This is a genomic window from Dysgonomonas sp. GY75 (assembly GCF_015234155.1).
GTDB classification, from domain to species: Bacteria; Bacteroidota; Bacteroidia; order Bacteroidales; family Dysgonomonadaceae; genus Dysgonomonas; species Dysgonomonas gadei.
In genome coordinates this window covers 66,566-82,327 of the sequence record NZ_JADCLQ010000048.1, presented here as the reverse complement: position 1 = coordinate 82,327, position 15,762 = coordinate 66,566, and the positions used below count along the sequence as shown (strand labels likewise).

Genomic DNA, 15,762 nt, shown 5'->3' with positions numbered 1-15,762 from the left:
GTTTTGTCAGTTAGCAGTCATCAGTTAACAGTCGTGGCGCGTTAGCGCTTATTACTTAAAACTCATCACTTATAACTGCCCGCAGGGCCTTATTTTTCTTCTTTTTGTGTTCGGCCTTTCTTTTCTGTGAAGATGTAAGTATTTGCATATCCTTTTTTATATGTCCGTTTTGCGGGGGAAACTCAGTGATGCCCTCCGCGCAGGTTTCCAATATTTCTTCCGCCGGTTTTTGCTCTATACTATTATCTGCTTCTTCTATTTTTTCCAGAGTTCCGGCTTCATCCTTCATTGTGCATTCTTTAGCGGCTTTCTCATCCCCCCGGGGAGGCCGGGAGGGGCTATTCTTATCCTGTCTGTCAAGCAGCATCTTTATTGTGCGAAGGTCGGGCGGGCATTCCTTCTTCGTAACTGTCTTTTGCTTGAAAACAAGTTCGCCTGTATGCCCATCGGGGACATAGATGTCTTTTTCTACCGTGGTGTAATAGCCTTCAAGTTTCTTTTTCAGCGAAGCATGCATCATCGTCATCAGTTCGGCTTCGCGGCGCGCTACCGCCTGTTCCACTTCGCTGCGGAAATCGCCTTTGGTATTCATCCAGCAATAATATGTCTCACGGCTGATGCCTGTTGCCTTACATACCTGCGACACGGTGAAAAATTCGTCTTCAAGCAGGCTTACAATCTTTTCTGTCAATTCCGTACTGTACTTTGCCATAATGTTTTACAATATAGATAAACAGGATTTCTATTTATGCAGAATTTTAACAGTTTAGACTCTTAATGCATGAAAAAAAAAACGGCAGCCGGCTCGTTGCCTTGCCAAAACGGCCTTTCTTTCAAAGGCGGGGCGCCCAATCCGGTGAAGCCGGCGTAGAGCAAAACGTGTTTGAGCTTGTCTGCTGCCCGAAAACATAACCGCGTTATGGTGGCCTCCTTCCCCCGGATACACCGGAACACTACGCATATAATAGTCAAATACTCCGTTATAACTCAAACTACTTCTGAAACTTTATGTCTATAACATTGATAATCAGGTATAATATCAATTGTCGCATTTCTCTGACGAATTGTCGCTAAAGTTTTTACGACTGTAAATTACATTTGTAATAATAGAAACGCACAAATTTTTTATTGCCAGAATAACGGAATATTATATGAAAGCATCCGGACATAATAAGAAAGACAAGGTTAATATTATAGACGATATTTTTTCCGAAATAGAAAAAGATATTGAAAATGATCTTTCTTTTTCAACAAATAGCAAGGATGATTTCTGCGTAACGATACGCCGGATTTTTATTAAAGAAAAAGCGTACCGGGATTCGACTTTATCCCGTGATACTCTGATAAAACGGATGGATACAGGACGAAGCATTTTCATAAAGAGATTCCAATACTGTTTTGGCTTGTCATTCCGGGAATGTGTGAACAGGCTTCGCCTGAAAGAATCAGTTATTCTGCTTGAGCAGTCAGACTTAACTATTGAAGAAATAGCTGAAAAAGTAGGCTTTGGGACAGTACGCACTTTTCAGCGGCAGTTTATGATGATGTATAATATTTCCCCTAAAGATTACCGTAAAGGAAAAAGAACACAATAAGGTAACGGACTTGGTTCCGGTAAAAATAGCAATACTAAATAAAGTAATAATTAACTATGATGAACCTAATGAAAACCAGTAAAACAGTGCTGCTTTGCATCCTGTTTTTTACGGGGATTCTCTCCCATGCGCAGGAAGTAAAGCAATCCCCACCGACTTATTTCCCAAAGGGCAGCCTTATCCTGAGGACCAATAGCCTGTCATGGCTGATGCTCAAGCCTGGTCTTGGGCTGGAATACAAGGTATCTGACAATATCGGCCTGATTGTCGACGGCGCTTTTTCCCGGCGGGGCAGGAGTGTTAACGATAAATACTGGCATTTTTGCGACCTGGCCCCACAAGTCCGTTATTATGCAGGTGAGTTCAAATACAATTATTTAGGGGTACAATATACCATGGGTGAATACAACATGACGGAAATACAAGGTAATTACCTCGGAGGCGGATTAACGTTCGGGCACCAGTTTGACTACGGACATAACCTGTCGGTTGACGTAGGCCTGTCTGTGGGGTATCTCTATTTGTACGATACGGAAAAATATATCCGGACTAGCGGCGGGAATATCCGCACCAGGGATAAGTATTCCCATGGCTACTGGGGGCTGACAGGCGCAAGCATAACCCTTGTGTGGAAAATAAACTGATTAACCTGAAAACTAAAAAAAATGAAAACATTTAAAATCAATAATATATCGTTTACAGTTGTTGCCGGGTTGTTTTCCCTGATTGTAACTTCCTGTACCTGTAAGGAATACCTGATGGAGCCACCCAAAGTAATATTGACTACCGACTGGACAAACCGGACGGAAGGCATCACGATCCCGTCTGCCTATACCGTGATTATCAATAATCAAAGCTTGGCCTGTAAAACTGTCACCAATACCTTACCCGAACTGGATGCCGGGACATACCCCCTGGCTGTTTATAATCCGGTCGATAGAATAACCCTGGACGAGATTTCGGCGACGGCTGCCGTCGCCACTTCGGGCAATATCGTGGACGCGCAACCCGGATACCTGTTCTATTCAGCATTGGATATAGAGTTTGAAAACGATAAGGAAAAGGCGGTGACAGTTGTTATGCAGCAGCAGGTACGTCTGCTGAATATCGAATTGACCATTACAGGTGGAGACATCGATAACATAGAGTCGGTAACAGCTTCGCTGAGCGGGGTGGCAAACGGTATGGATATGAAAACGGATACATACTCGGGCACAGGATTGAAGGTTATACCCGTATTCAGGTTAGACGGTAACAAGCTGGTTTCATCCGTGCGTCTGATAGGCCTGACTGCCGAATCTCAGAAGCTGACGCTGGATATTACCTATAGAAACGGAACCAGGCAACAGATAGTCTCGGATGTAAGTTCCATGCTGGCTGGTTTCAACCATGATAAGCATAAACCCCTCACACTGAAAGGCAACGCCGAAATATTCTCTGTCACAGAAATACGAACAGGCATAACAGGCTGGGAAGTGCAGGACGAGATAAGCGGCAATGCCGAAATACAATGATAATATATAAAATCCATGAATAAATGAAAAAGATATTTATAACGGTATTTATGACAATACTTGCATTCGCTGCCTGCTCGAACGACGACGAGGTGAACAGCCCGCGCGAAGAAGTAAAAATCGTAGCCACCATCGGCTCAACGGCAAACAGCAAGCTTAAGGCTACTTTTGAAAATGACGGCAGCGGTGAATTTGAAACCGGCGATATATTATATCTGAACTGCTCTGGTCCGAATTCGATTGTACCGGTTGAATACGAAATAGGGAACACCACCCTCTATTGGGACGAAATCAGTGCTGACGGCAGCCCCCTCAATATCAGCGCATGGTATCCTGCTTATTATGCAAGCGACCAAGAAGAACCATATCTTATAGCAGGTCAGGATTACAATACACAAGATCTGCTGATGGCGCCGGCAGTTCCGGTTGACAGGGGTGATATTGTAAACCTGCAATTCAGGCATGTGATGCATAAGCTGGTAATAAGGCTGAGCTCGGATTATTACACGGAGGAAGAGCTCGGAGAGGCTGTAATTACCCTGAAAAACCTCAAATCACATGCTATGGCCGATTTTGACAATGGTACTGTGATCGCGGCCGAAGCTTCGGGAACAGACCCTTACACGATATCGAATGGCGCTCTCGCGGAGATCATCGTGGCCCCCCAAGTGTTAAGTCCGGGCACAGGATTTATAGAAATCTTCCTGCCCGCCGCCGACAGGACATTCACTTATAAAGTGCCGGAAGGATTGACAGAACTGGAAAGCGGCAAAACGCTCACCCTGAACTTCGAACTTATAAATACGGCTCCGCTCCGCTTTGCCCCGGTGAATATAGAAGCTAAGTCCGTCCGTGTGGAAGCATGGGATAACGAAGGTATATATTCCCGCCGGGTCGTTACAAACCGGAATGAACGAACCAAAAATTAAACATATAATTTTTTATCATTAAATTAATTAGAAAAATGAAAACAAACAAAGTTTTTACAGCTACATTGATTGCAGCGCTGGCTTTCACAGCCTGCTCGAACGATGAGGAAATAAATAACTCGCGCGAGGAAGTAAAAATCGTAGCCACCATTGGAGCACCTACTGATAGTAAGTTGAAGGCTACTTTCGAAAACGATGGCAGTGGAGAATTTGAAGTGGGGGATAGGTTTAGCTTACTATACTTCAGTCCAAGCCTCTTAGCGGGAGGTCTCATGACTTATGAAGTGGGAGGCGGAACCCCTCTATATTGGGATCTAATCGCTCCTGATGGTAATCCCATTGATTTTACAGCCTGGTATCCGGTATATGAAGAATCCGGCACGGCGCAATACAAAGTGGCAGATGCAGCCACAGAAGCAGCCAAAGACCTGCTGATGGCAACTAAACTCCCGTCCGTATCCAAGCTTCAGTCTGTAAACCTGGACTTCGGGCATGTGATGCATAAATTGGTGATAACTCTAGCTACAAACTATTATTCTACTGCTGACCTTGACAATGCTACTATCACGCTGAAAAACTTAAAGTCCGATGCTTCGGTCAATTTTAGGGATGGTACTGTAGATGACGCAGCAGCCTCAGGTACAGACCTCTATCTTCCGGAGACAGGAGCCTGGACTGAGTTTATCGTAGCTCCTCAAACATTGACAGCAGGGGCTAATATGATAGAAATTCTGATTGGCGGGAAAACATTTATGTATAAAGTTCCTGCCTCGATAACAAAATTGGAAAGCGGCAAAATTTTAAAACTAAACTTGGATATCCGGCGTGACGCAGTCGTTTTAGCTTACGGTGCCATCGCAGCATGGGGATTTCAGGACGAGATAGATGAAGAGATTGATTTTTATGAAGAAATCCCGGAACCGCAATAGTACCATACAGGTTTAGATTTATTTTCAGGAAGAAGCAAGGTGGGGCCTGCTTCTTCCTGTTTTTTTGTAATGTCTTGGCCTTGTCAGTCATTTTTTCAGGATAAAATCTCTTATACAGTAAGCAGGTAAGTTAAAGCAGCACATACACTGGCTCCGGCATGCTACTGAAGGATTACGCTTGCCTATCCTCCTCAATAGTATAACAGGCATACTGCGTGTATGCGTATCCCTGTTATTCGTATGGGGATGCAAACAGCTTATAGATATTGCCAGCCATACCACAGATGGCAGTATCGGGTATTATACAGCTTTGTTGATTGTAACTGTCGCCATAGAATTATCGCTTTCGGCATGGAATAACTACCAGGAAAACATGAATGACATATGCCTTAAAAACAAGTTGAGACATAAACTGTTCACGAATGCGATGTTGAGTGCCTGGAGCGGGAAAGAACGTTTCCACAGCGGAGATGTACTCAACCGTATGGAAGAGGATGTACGGCTTGTATCCGAGACATTCTGCAAAATACTTCCTTCTGTGATTGTTGCCTGTTTCCAGCTGTTTGCCGCCTTTCTTTTCCTTACCCGCCTGGACACACAAATGGCTTGGATAATGATTTTTATAATGCCTGTTTTTTTGCTGTTGAGTAAATATTATATGAAAAGGATGAGATGTCTCACAAAAGATATACGAACCTCTGACAGCCGGATACAGTCGCACATACAGGAAAAGATACAGCACAAGGTACTTATACAAACCCTCGGACAAAATCATATGGTTATAGGTAAACTGGGATTGTTTCAAAATATACTGTATGGGCAATCCCTGAAACGCATTAACTTTACGCTTTTTTCGCGCACACTGGTTATGGCAGGTTTTGCCACAGGATATGTCATTGCATTTCTGTGGGGAGTAAACGGAATCGATGAAGGCTCAGTCTCTTTTGGGGTTATGACTGCTTTCCTGCAATTGGTAGGACAGGTACAACGCCCAATGGTCGATCTTGGTGGTTACATTCCATCAATAGCGCAATCTGTTACATCGGCAGAACGGTTGAAAGAGTTAAGCGACATTCCTTTGGAAAAGCAAGGGGGACAATTAACCTTTGATGGAAATACAGGTATTCGCATCGAAAATATTTCATTTACTTATCCCGGTGGTAACCGGCAGGTAATACAGGACTTTTCTTTCGATTTTATTCCGGGCAGCCGCACGGTAATTATCGGTGAGACAGGTACGGGCAAAAGTACCCTTATCCGGTTGATTCTTTCCTTGCTTTACCCGCAGAAGGGGAAGATATACATATACAACCGGCAACAGGAGATAGCAACAAGTCCGCTTACCCGTTGTAACATGGTTTATGTACCACAAGGAAATACATTGCTTAGCGGAACGATACGGGATAATCTCCTGTTGGGTAATCCGGATGCAACAGAAGAAGAATTAAGAAACGTATTAACAACCGCAGTGGCTGAGTTTGTCTATGGCCTGCCTGATGGGATGAATACCGTTTGCGGGGAAAAAGGAGCGGGACTGAGTGAAGGACAGGCTCAACGCATCTGTATTGCCCGGGGATTGCTTCGTTCCGGCAATATACTTCTTCTGGACGAGTTTAGTTCATCATTGGACAAAGGAACGGAACAGTTGCTGATGGAAAGGCTTATCTCAAAAACGAAAGACAAAACATTAGTTTTTATTACCCATCGTGAGACGGTTGCGGAGTTCTGCGATTATATAATTCAACTGGAACGGAAAGAAAAATGATTTGACAGTCTCAAAAAAACAATTAAAATCCCAGTCCATTTTCCTTTTCCCTTTTTTGAGCGATATTTTGATTCTGCTTTCGTTGTTTATTTTCTATATTCTCTTTCGGCAGACTTAGGTTGCTTCAGTCTTCCTTATATTTTGTGTCTGCTTTTTTCATTTTCCAGAGGTGTGGGTAAGCAAAAGTACCGCCGCCATACCATTTGCCTTTAAATACACATGGACAAAGAATATTAGAGAAATTAGATGTAAATAATTCTATGGAGGCTGTTAAATACCCTTCTGTATTAGGTTTGATCAGCTAGTTTAAACTAACTGAATATTATTTTTTCTTACCAATAAGCAAGGAAGGACTAAATGATATACCAATGTTAAAATAGAATGCAGGATCAGCACTCATTTTTAATACAGGATCACTATATGAATCCTGTTTTCTGAACAATCTGCCAGACGGAGTGAATCTTACACCTGCTTTACCCGTAATCAGAAAAGAGTTTGCAATAAGATGCTCATAAACAAATCCGGAATTAATATCCAACTGCCTGTACTGATACTTTTGATCTGTGCCGTCTATATTATAGAGATAAAAGGTTGTTCCATCCATTTCTGCACCTAATGAAAGCCTTCCATTACTAAAGACATGTTTTCTCAGATACAGATTTTTTGGAAGGATAATATCCACTATAAGCCCGTTTCTTAATTTATGTTCATATGAGAAAGTCGGGATGAAAGGTACCTCAGACAGTGGATCGATGGGAATAACAAATCCAACACTCATTTTTGTGCGTTCATTGGCTTTGAGTACCATTGTACCTGACAGCAATCCCCTTATACGCTCAAAATGCTTCTCACTACCATCAACAATTATACTGGAGGTAAAAACTGTCCTTTTTTTGAACAAAGTTGAGATGTAAGCTACATTAGCTGCTGCATGGAAATAATGAAAATCATTATCTACATTCTTTGTCGTTTGCGAAAAAGGCTCTGTCATATCAGCTTTCACTGAGATATAATTGTATCCCAGAGTAGTTCCGAAAAGCCAATTCTTTTTCTGTATAATGTTGATATTGGTATTAATCTTTGCTTGAGCTAGTCCTTTGACCTTACTATCGGGGTATGAATTGTTCCCATCCTTCAATGTGAAGTTATACGGCATCAATTGAGTGAATTCGATGTTTAAAGGACGGGCTATTGTGAATTTTGCGGCAGCAATAGCCGCAGCTCTCTGAGACGGATTCAAGCCTTCTTTTGCCATTGGAGGTATACTGTCATTGTTTTGAGAGAAAGATTGAATAGAGAAAATCAGAATGCCGAGAACTAAGACCATTCTTTTAAACACTTCCATAAATATAAACACTTCCATAAATATATTATTAAATAAGATGAGTATGATGCTTCCTAAATATTATCACGTGGCAAAGAAATAGATAATGCTGAACCCTTTTTTTTATTTTATACCAAACCCGCTTCATTTTATACTAAAGCCTTTTTAGTCTGCTTTCTAATCCGGATTTTGTATATCTATCAGGTTGTTTCGTATAATATTTAGATAACAGAGATGTTATTCTTTTATCTTTGTTTAAATTTTATTTCTACAGGATATATGGGACATGAACCGATTGTAATAAAGAATACAAAGATTCTTCAACTGATGGTTAATGACCGATATAGATTACTACGGCATATAGTACTCTTATCGGGCGTTTTTATTCTTATATTTTGTTCTGGTCAGTTTTCAGAGTATCCGGGTATTTTCCGATATATCCGGTTGTTGTTTGTATATATTGTTATGATAATAACATTTTATGTCAACATGAATATATTGGTTCCGCGACTTTTCTTCAAAAACCAATATGTCATTTATATATTTCTACTGCTTTTACTTGTAGCCATTGATCTCTTTACGATGAGGTATTTCTTAAACCATATTTTCGAACCAATACAGAATGTGTATTATGATAAAACCTCAGGAAACGGAAATATGTATCAAAGCACAATTACAATCGGAGCTGTTATATTAGTGACCACGATGATAAAACTCTTTCAAAGATGGGTGCATGATAATGAAAAAATAACGGAGCTGAATAATATTACATTAATAATGGAACTGAGTGAATTGCGTAATCAAATCAATCCTCATTTTCTATTTAATATGCTCAATGGTATCAAAGCTCTGGTGCGCACCGATCAGGAGAAAGCAGTTATTGTTATTATGAAACTGTCAGAGTTCCTTCGATACCAACTATATGAGAATAATGAAGAAAAGATATTGCTTAAGTCTGAAATTGTTTTTCTCACCAACTTTCTCGACTTGGAGAAACTCAGGAGAGATAACCTATCAGTCGATATTAGTCCGAGCAAAGATGATCCCCTTATTTTCAGAAGTATATTTATTCCTCCTAACCTTTTTACCACATTTGTAGAGAATGCTGTAAAGCACAGTGTAAATATTACAGGGACTGAATCCTACATTAGAATTAATATAGACATAGAAAGGGATAAACTGTATTTTACCTGTATTAATTCGATAGACCCTGAATATGTTCCATCGAAAGGAAAAAGTAATGGATTGGGGCTGGCAAATATAAAAAGGCGTCTGGAACTTTTATATAATCACAGTCATTCTCTGGAGATTAATGTTTCAGAAAGAGAGTATAATGTTAAATTGATAATTCCGCTATGAATTGTATTATTGTAGACGACGAACCTCTGGCAAGGGAAGAACTGCAAGCGCAGATAAGAGAAATATCAAAAGCTGAAATACTAGGCAAATTCTCGAATGCCCAAAGTGCGTTGATATTCTTAGAAGAAAATGATGTAGATCTCATTTTTCTTGATATAGAGATGCCAATGGTAACCGGATTAGAATTTGCTGCTCAGTTGCCGAAGAAAGCTTTGATCATTTTCACAACGGCATATTCACAATATGCGTTGGATAGCTATGAACTGGATGCAATCGATTACCTTCTCAAACCAATTGCCAAAGAACGACTCGAAAAGGCTATAAACAAGGCTGAAACATATAAGAAACTACTGTCGGATGATACAGAGAAAAGTATAATAGAAGGAGGAACGGACGAATTTTTAATTATCAAGTCAGAACGCAGGTTTCATCGAATCAATTTTTCTGATATCAGGTATATTGAAGGTCTGAAAGATTATGTTGTCATATATACAACCAGTCAAAAACTTATTACGGCGATGAATTTGAAGAATATTCATCAGAAGATGCCACAGAATATCTTTTTGCGTGTAAGCAAATCATATATAGTAAATACAAACTACGTGGAATCATTTGACCATCACAGTATATTTATTGGAGGCTACGAAATCTCATTGGGTGAGGTTTATAAGAAAGAGTTCTTTTCAGTATATTCTGGGGGAACCCTTAATCTTGAATAAATAGACATAATACTGATATTAAGATAAATAATTATGTTTTGTCGTTTAGCTTAATAACCAATCCATCGTCTGTCTCCCAGTAGCTGATGATATCCTCTTTTGACAGCCACCCAAGAACGAGGCATATATAATCATTTCTATATCCGGTTATTTCTACTAGTTCTTCAATTGCCAATCCTCGACCAGAAGAAAGCAATTCTTGTATATATTTTGCATCGATACTAATAGCTTCTTTCAACATAGCGCAAATAAAAGTAATACAATATACTGTTGAGATTGTCGGTAGAATGCTAAAGTAGTACATATGATGATTGATATTCGAACTATTATACATACGCGTCTGTTTTTTATACCAAGAGTGTTTCTTCGGCTACTTCATGAAAAATAGGTTCTGTGAATTAAATATTATTTTTTCTTTCCAACTGATAAACCATCCTCCTAATAAGAGAATAATAAAACACTCTCTATTGATACGCCCTTGGTCAGCATTATAGTTCCGAATGTGTGGCGTAAGCAATGCGTGGTCAGCTTCTTCTTAATCCCGAACAGATTTGCTGTTTCCTTCAAACAGCAGCCGAATTGATTTTCCCAGCTTATTATCAACTGATTACAAGAGTCAATCCTGTGTTAGATAACGATTTGGCGGTTCTTTATGCTTGTGCTTGCATGGTTCTACACAACACCAAATAACTTTATACAAAAAGTGAAAGATTTTTATTTGCAAAGTATCTTAAGCTTCTAAAATTTCACACAAACTCCAGATTATAGAGTCTCTGCTTGAGTACGCTCAGAAACTCCATTTTCATTTATTGCCTCTATCGCAAAATAATAAGGTTTGGTTTTATCCATGCCCGGATAATAATACTCATTCACATCGTATACCATCACACAATTATATAGCTTGTCCGGCTCCTGACCTATATATATATTATAAGCATAGGCATTGTCCACAGGCTTCCATTTCAACCACGCATTCCGTCTGTCTGTCACATCCGACCTAAGGGCCATAAACTGCTCTACTCTATCCGGTTTCTGTCCCGAACCTATCCCGAACACCCTGAAACCCGATATTGCAAATTTACCTGTTGGCATATGAATGTTCTCCATTTTCAGATATCTGGCTTTCACAGGTCTTTCCAGTTCTACATAGTCATGCGGCAGATCCTTGTCATTCCTGCTCTTGTCAATAAGGACATCCCATTTTTTTCCATCCGGTGAATAGTAGATCTTATATTGATGATATATGCCCTGCTGCTTGCCCAAAAACTCAGCATCCTGATCGGCATAATTTATCTGCAGGGCATATACGGTGGATACTTCGCCCAAATCGGAGATAAGCCATTCTCCCTTGCCGGCAGTCCTGGCGCTCCAATATGTTTTTATATCCTCGTCGACAATGTTATTAGGATTATGCGTTCCAAAAACAGACGATACCTGAACAGGCTTCTTATAATTGAGTAACATCCAGCCCGTAAAACGGCTTTTCTGATGGTCGGCCGGTTTCCCATCCGGCAGATAGTGAGGATAGTCTCCAAAAGCAGTATTACAATACATTACATCATCTCTGTCGAATCCGGCAGGCCATATACCGATACGGCGTTCAAAATTATTTTTCACATTTATCACCATTGTAGAAGTATGCCAATAGTTGCCGCTATTATCCTGGAATGTCGCACCGTGACCTGCTCCGCGGATAAACCCGCCGGCCTTCATACTAAAAGGTAAAGATACATGTTCAAAATACCCTAAAGGATTATTACTTATGGCAACTCCATCTCCATAATGGCTGAATTCGGTACCCGGGCCGCCCCACTGCAGATAATATTTTCCATTATGCTTAGTCATCCAGGCTCCTTCCATAAAAGGTTTCAGAAATGTATTATCCATATGTTCACCAAAGCGATGCCAACCGATACGGTCATCATCCAATAACAAAAGTTCCTTACGTGTCCCTATGGGTTGGAATGTAGCCCTATCAAGTTCAATACCATACAAAGGGTAGACATTGCTACTGCCGTTATACATATACAGGCGTTGGTCGTCATCTACAAAGAAAGCCGGGTCCCAGCCTCCGATATCAAAATGTTCTACAGCCTTAGACCACTCATTCTCCTTTGGGTTGGTACTCACCCATATAGGAAAAACCCGGGAATAGGTAGACCCGAAAACACATAGCGAATCACCTTGCACCCAGGCTGCCGGCGCACAAAGGTCATCCCATTTGTTAGGAGTAGTATCTATAGCCTCTTGCGTAAGGAATTTTCTTGAAATGAAATTCCAGTTCAACATATCACTGCTCCACCAATATCCGGTTTGGTTGGTAGAGAATAAATAGTAATCCCCTTTATAATTGACAATAACAGGATCGGCCGTAGACCGGTGCTTCCCCCATGTTGTAAAACTCGGGATAGGCCCGTAACCATAATCCAGATTGACGGGATTACAATACGTTTTCTGCTGTGCCGGTAAATGCAGGCACCCCACAAAAAACAACAGGGATAACATTATTTTTAAATTATTCATACTATCTGTATTTGAAATTAAGGTAAATGAAAATCGGAAATTTTAACCATCAGATAATTTTACGTTAATTAACTATATTTAGTTAAAACCTGACAGATCTGACACTTTTTCTATTATTATTTTACTGTAATTTTTGTATTCATTAACTATATTTGGTTAAAAGGTAACAGAAGTAACAGTTTTTTAGCTGATAGCTTTTAGCCGTTAGCCTTTTGAGGACTCTTATACCCTGTCATGCTGAGTGAAGCGAAGCATCCCGTTTATTAAAAACTCCGCGTTACTCCTTTGACTCCGTGGTTAAAATGAAAAAGGTAACAAAAGTAACATGGAAAACAATTAATAATTAAGAACGAAAAATTTTTTCCCTCGTAACTCGTAACTGCCCGCAGGGCGCAGTAACTTGTAACTCTAAAAAAACGTTACCCCCTGCTAGCGCGGACTTCCAGTCCGTGTCTTGTTAACAGGGCACGCAACACACAGACGGGACGTCTGCGTGAGCGGGCGGTTAAAGCACTTTACCACAAGGGACACAAAGAGTTACACAAAGAACACGATATAAAAGGTAACAAAGGTAACACTTATTTCAGTAAACAGTTAGTAGTGAACCATTCACTTTCCATTTTCAACTTTCAACTAAAAAAGCCATTTGCTAATATGCTAATTTACAAATCTGCTAATTCATTTTTTCAAAGAGCTACAAGCTATCAGCTAACGATTAACAGCTTATACATATAGATAAAGTTATACGAATAAAGTAACACTTGTTCTTTACACTATCACCGTTTTCACCGTTCTGCTATTTCAACATAAATCTTGCACTTTTCACATCGTGGCTATTACCTCCGATCATAATATCAAAATCTCCCGGTTCGAAAACATATTTCAGATCATAGTTATAAAATTTCAATAACTCCGGTGTAATCGTAAATGTTACAGTCCTGGATTCACCTGCCTTTAAAAATATTTTTTCAAAGCCTTTCAGCTCTTTCACAGGGCGGGTAACGCTGCCTGCCACATCACGTATATATAATTGCACAACTTCTTTTCCATCCATTTTCCCATTGTTGGTAACAGTGACACTGGCAGTAAGTTTTCCTGCGGTATCCATTGTTGCAGCACTCAATTTCACATCGCTATAGTCAAATTGCGTATAACTGAGTCCATAGCCGAAAGGATAAACAGGATCATTACTCACATCCAGATAATTGCTCCGGAACTTTTCGAACCATTTGCCTTCGGCCAGCGGTCGTCCGGTATTTTTATGATTATAGTATAACGGTATCTGTCCTACATTCTGAGGAAAAGTAGTTGTAAGCTTTCCGCTGGGATTTACATCCCCGAATAAAACATCGCCTATCGCATAAGCGCCCTCTGTTCCTCCAAACCAGACATTCAGTATTGCCGGAACGTTTTCACTTTCCCATGTAAGTGTCAGCGGACGTCCGGTAAACAATACAAGCACCACAGGCTTACCTGTTTTTAATAATTCCTGCAACAAGCGTTGCTGTACATCAGGTATACCAATTTCGGAACGGCTGCTCGATTCTCCGCTATATTCGGAAGACTCACCTAATGTGGCAACTATGACATCTGCATTTCCGGCTATCCGCAGAGCTTCGTTCCTTAACTCTTCCTCTGTTCTTCCGTCACGTTTCAGGCTGCGGTCAAACATGGTGGCTCTGTCCTCCAAAACAGGATCAGCCGTCAGGTTACTGCCTTTTGCATATACTATATCAGCTCTATTCCCCGCAACAGCCTTTAGTCCGTCAACAACTGTAGTTGCCTTGTTGAAGTCGGCAGCCACACTCCATGTCCCCGGCATATTTTCCTTTGTATTTCCCAATGGCCCTACAACGGCAATAGTTCCTTTTTTATCCAACGGCAACAGATTATTTTGATTCTTAAGCAAAACGAAACTTTCTCCCGCTGTCTTACGGGCAATTTCACGATGCTCCGGTTTATAAATATCGGTCTTCGCTCTCTCTATATCACAATATTTATAAGGGTCGGAGAATAATCCTAGCTTATATTTGGCTTCAAGTATGCGGCGACAAGCCAGATCGATTTCGGCCTTGGTAATTTTTCCTTCATCATATGATTTCTTTATTGTGTTAAGGAAGCCTTCCGCTACCATATCCATATCTATTCCGGCATTAAGTGCCCGTGCAGATACAGTCTGTAAGTCACCGATACCATGATCTGTCATTTCGGCTATACCGGTAAAGTCAGTTACAACAAAGCCATTGAATCCCCATTGGTTGCGTAAAACTTCGGTCATCAGCCATCTGTTTCCGGTAGCAGGTACTCCGTCCACTTCATTGAATGAAGCCATAACACTGCCGACTCCGGCTTCTACAGCTGCCTGGTACGGATAAAAATATTCATTATACATACGCTGACGGCTCATATCCACCGTATTGTAATCACGGCCGGCCTCTCCTGCACCATACAGGGCATAGTGTTTTACGCATGCCATTATCTGGTCGTTAGCTGTAAATGTTTTATCATTTGTTCCCTGGTAACCGCGAACCATCGCTTTTGCAATTTGTCCACCTAAATACGGATCTTCTCCGTTGCCTTCCGATATGCGCCCCCAACGCGGGTCTCTCGCTATATCCACCATCGGGCTGAATGTCCAGCAGATACCGTCTGCACTGGCCTCTATAGCGGCAATACGTGCCGACTGCTCTATAGCAGCCATATTCCAAGTACAAGATAACCCCAATGGAATAGGGAATACGGTCTCGTATCCGTGTATGACATCCATACCGAAAATAAGCGGGATACCGAGACGGCTTTCTTCTACAGCCACACGCTGCACATCCTTTATTTTTTCTACACCCTTTATATTGAATAAGCCCCCGACTTGTCCTCTCTTTATTTTACCTGCTATATCGCTACTCTTAGCTTGTCCGGTTACAATATCACCGGAACCGGGTAAGTTGAGCTGGCCTATTTTTTCTTCTATGGTCATTTTACCCATCAGATCGTCTATAAATCGATCCATTTTTACATTTTTACTTTGAGACTGCGCATTTATTACGAATACGGAACACCCTAATAAGAATGATAATAGTAGTTTTTTCATTTCTAATTATATTTTAT

At 40.8% G+C, this 15,762-nt stretch carries 14 protein-coding genes; 8 read left to right on the top strand and 6 right to left on the bottom strand.

What is annotated here, in order from left to right; all coding sequences use genetic code 11:
• Nucleotides 1-55: 55 nt before the first annotated feature.
• Entirely contained in the window at nt 56-712 is a 657-nt protein-coding gene (locus IR083_RS18055) for a helix-turn-helix transcriptional regulator (RefSeq protein ID WP_194225333.1), read from the bottom strand.
• A 439-nt stretch (nt 713-1,151) separates the two neighbouring features.
• Here IR083_RS18055 and IR083_RS18050 point away from each other — a divergent pair, with 439 nt between their 5' ends.
• The 6 genes from IR083_RS18050 to IR083_RS18025 all read left to right on the top strand — a co-directional run bounded on the left by IR083_RS18050 (nt 1,152) and on the right by IR083_RS18025 (nt 6,732).
• Nucleotides 1,152-1,595, top strand: coding sequence for a helix-turn-helix domain-containing protein (locus IR083_RS18050; RefSeq protein WP_194225332.1), 444 nt, complete (start codon nt 1,152-1,154; stop codon nt 1,593-1,595).
• Between the two features lie 68 nt (nt 1,596-1,663).
• Nucleotides 1,664-2,239, top strand: coding sequence for a DUF3575 domain-containing protein (locus tag IR083_RS18045; RefSeq protein ID WP_194225331.1), 576 nt, complete (start codon nt 1,664-1,666; stop codon nt 2,237-2,239).
• A gap of 21 nt (nt 2,240-2,260) precedes the next feature.
• A complete protein-coding gene (locus IR083_RS18040; RefSeq protein ID WP_194225330.1) occupies nt 2,261-3,109 on the top strand; it encodes a FimB/Mfa2 family fimbrial subunit in 849 nt (282 codons plus the stop codon).
• A 23-nt stretch (nt 3,110-3,132) separates the two neighbouring features.
• On the top strand, nt 3,133-4,038 hold the full coding sequence (locus IR083_RS18035) for a fimbrillin family protein (RefSeq protein ID WP_194225329.1): 906 nt from the start codon (nt 3,133-3,135) through the stop codon (nt 4,036-4,038).
• Between the two features lie 35 nt (nt 4,039-4,073).
• Entirely contained in the window at nt 4,074-4,967 is an 894-nt protein-coding gene (locus IR083_RS18030; RefSeq protein WP_194225328.1) for a fimbrillin family protein, read from the top strand.
• Between the two features lie 178 nt (nt 4,968-5,145).
• A complete protein-coding gene (locus tag IR083_RS18025) occupies nt 5,146-6,732 on the top strand; it encodes an ABC transporter ATP-binding protein (protein ID WP_199343250.1) in 1,587 nt (528 codons plus the stop codon).
• A 322-nt stretch (nt 6,733-7,054) separates the two neighbouring features.
• On the opposite strand, the gene IR083_RS18020 is transcribed toward IR083_RS18025, so the two are convergent.
• A complete protein-coding gene (locus IR083_RS18020; RefSeq protein ID WP_206759864.1) occupies nt 7,055-8,059 on the bottom strand; it encodes a hypothetical protein in 1,005 nt (334 codons plus the stop codon).
• Between the two features lie 579 nt (nt 8,060-8,638).
• On the opposite strand from IR083_RS18020, the gene IR083_RS18015 reads away from it, so the two are divergent.
• Nucleotides 8,639-9,415: a sensor histidine kinase gene (locus tag IR083_RS18015; protein ID WP_199343248.1), complete on the top strand. Its 777-nt coding sequence runs from the start codon at nt 8,639-8,641 to the stop codon at nt 9,413-9,415.
• Nucleotides 9,412-10,134: a LytR/AlgR family response regulator transcription factor gene (locus IR083_RS18010; protein WP_194225326.1), complete on the top strand. Its 723-nt coding sequence runs from the start codon at nt 9,412-9,414 to the stop codon at nt 10,132-10,134. Before IR083_RS18015 ends, IR083_RS18010 begins: the two co-directional genes overlap by 4 nt.
• A 31-nt stretch (nt 10,135-10,165) precedes the next feature.
• Here the strand turns inward: IR083_RS18010 and IR083_RS18005 are convergent, their stop codons facing one another.
• From IR083_RS18005 to bglX, 4 genes are all read right to left on the bottom strand, one after another.
• Nucleotides 10,166-10,468 (bottom strand): winged helix-turn-helix domain-containing protein, encoded by a 303-nt coding sequence (locus IR083_RS18005; protein ID WP_242052474.1) that lies wholly within the window; start codon nt 10,466-10,468, stop codon nt 10,166-10,168.
• Nucleotides 10,469-10,572: 104 nt separating this feature from the next.
• A complete protein-coding gene (locus tag IR083_RS18000; RefSeq protein ID WP_199343247.1) occupies nt 10,573-10,737 on the bottom strand; it encodes a tyrosine-type recombinase/integrase in 165 nt (54 codons plus the stop codon).
• Between the two features lie 159 nt (nt 10,738-10,896).
• Nucleotides 10,897-12,657: a family 43 glycosylhydrolase gene (locus IR083_RS17995; RefSeq protein ID WP_194225325.1), complete on the bottom strand. Its 1,761-nt coding sequence runs from the start codon at nt 12,655-12,657 to the stop codon at nt 10,897-10,899.
• A 796-nt stretch (nt 12,658-13,453) separates the two neighbouring features.
• A complete protein-coding gene (gene bglX, locus IR083_RS17990) occupies nt 13,454-15,745 on the bottom strand; it encodes a beta-glucosidase BglX (protein ID WP_194225324.1) in 2,292 nt (763 codons plus the stop codon).
• Between the last annotated feature and the right edge of the window lie 17 nt (nt 15,746-15,762).

Coding starts and splice junctions, on each gene's coding strand:
- IR083_RS18035 (WP_194225329.1), top strand. CDS start 3,133: ATGAAAAAGATATTTATAACGGTATTTATGACAATACTTGCATTCGCT.
- IR083_RS17995 (WP_194225325.1), bottom strand. CDS start 12,657: ATGAATAATTTAAAAATAATGTTATCCCTGTTGTTTTTTGTGGGGTGC.
- IR083_RS18015 (WP_199343248.1), top strand. CDS start 8,639: ATGAGGTATTTCTTAAACCATATTTTCGAACCAATACAGAATGTGTAT.
- IR083_RS18005 (WP_242052474.1), bottom strand. CDS start 10,468: ATGTATAATAGTTCGAATATCAATCATCATATGTACTACTTTAGCATT.
- IR083_RS18040 (WP_194225330.1), top strand. CDS start 2,261: ATGAAAACATTTAAAATCAATAATATATCGTTTACAGTTGTTGCCGGG.
- IR083_RS18055 (WP_194225333.1), bottom strand. CDS start 712: ATGGCAAAGTACAGTACGGAATTGACAGAAAAGATTGTAAGCCTGCTT.
- IR083_RS18045 (WP_194225331.1), top strand. CDS start 1,664: ATGAAAACCAGTAAAACAGTGCTGCTTTGCATCCTGTTTTTTACGGGG.
- IR083_RS18020 (WP_206759864.1), bottom strand. CDS start 8,059: ATGGTCTTAGTTCTCGGCATTCTGATTTTCTCTATTCAATCTTTCTCT.
- IR083_RS18030 (WP_194225328.1), top strand. CDS start 4,074: ATGAAAACAAACAAAGTTTTTACAGCTACATTGATTGCAGCGCTGGCT.
- IR083_RS18010 (WP_194225326.1), top strand. CDS start 9,412: ATGAATTGTATTATTGTAGACGACGAACCTCTGGCAAGGGAAGAACTG.
- IR083_RS18050 (WP_194225332.1), top strand. CDS start 1,152: ATGAAAGCATCCGGACATAATAAGAAAGACAAGGTTAATATTATAGAC.
- bglX (WP_194225324.1), bottom strand. CDS start 15,745: ATGAAAAAACTACTATTATCATTCTTATTAGGGTGTTCCGTATTCGTA.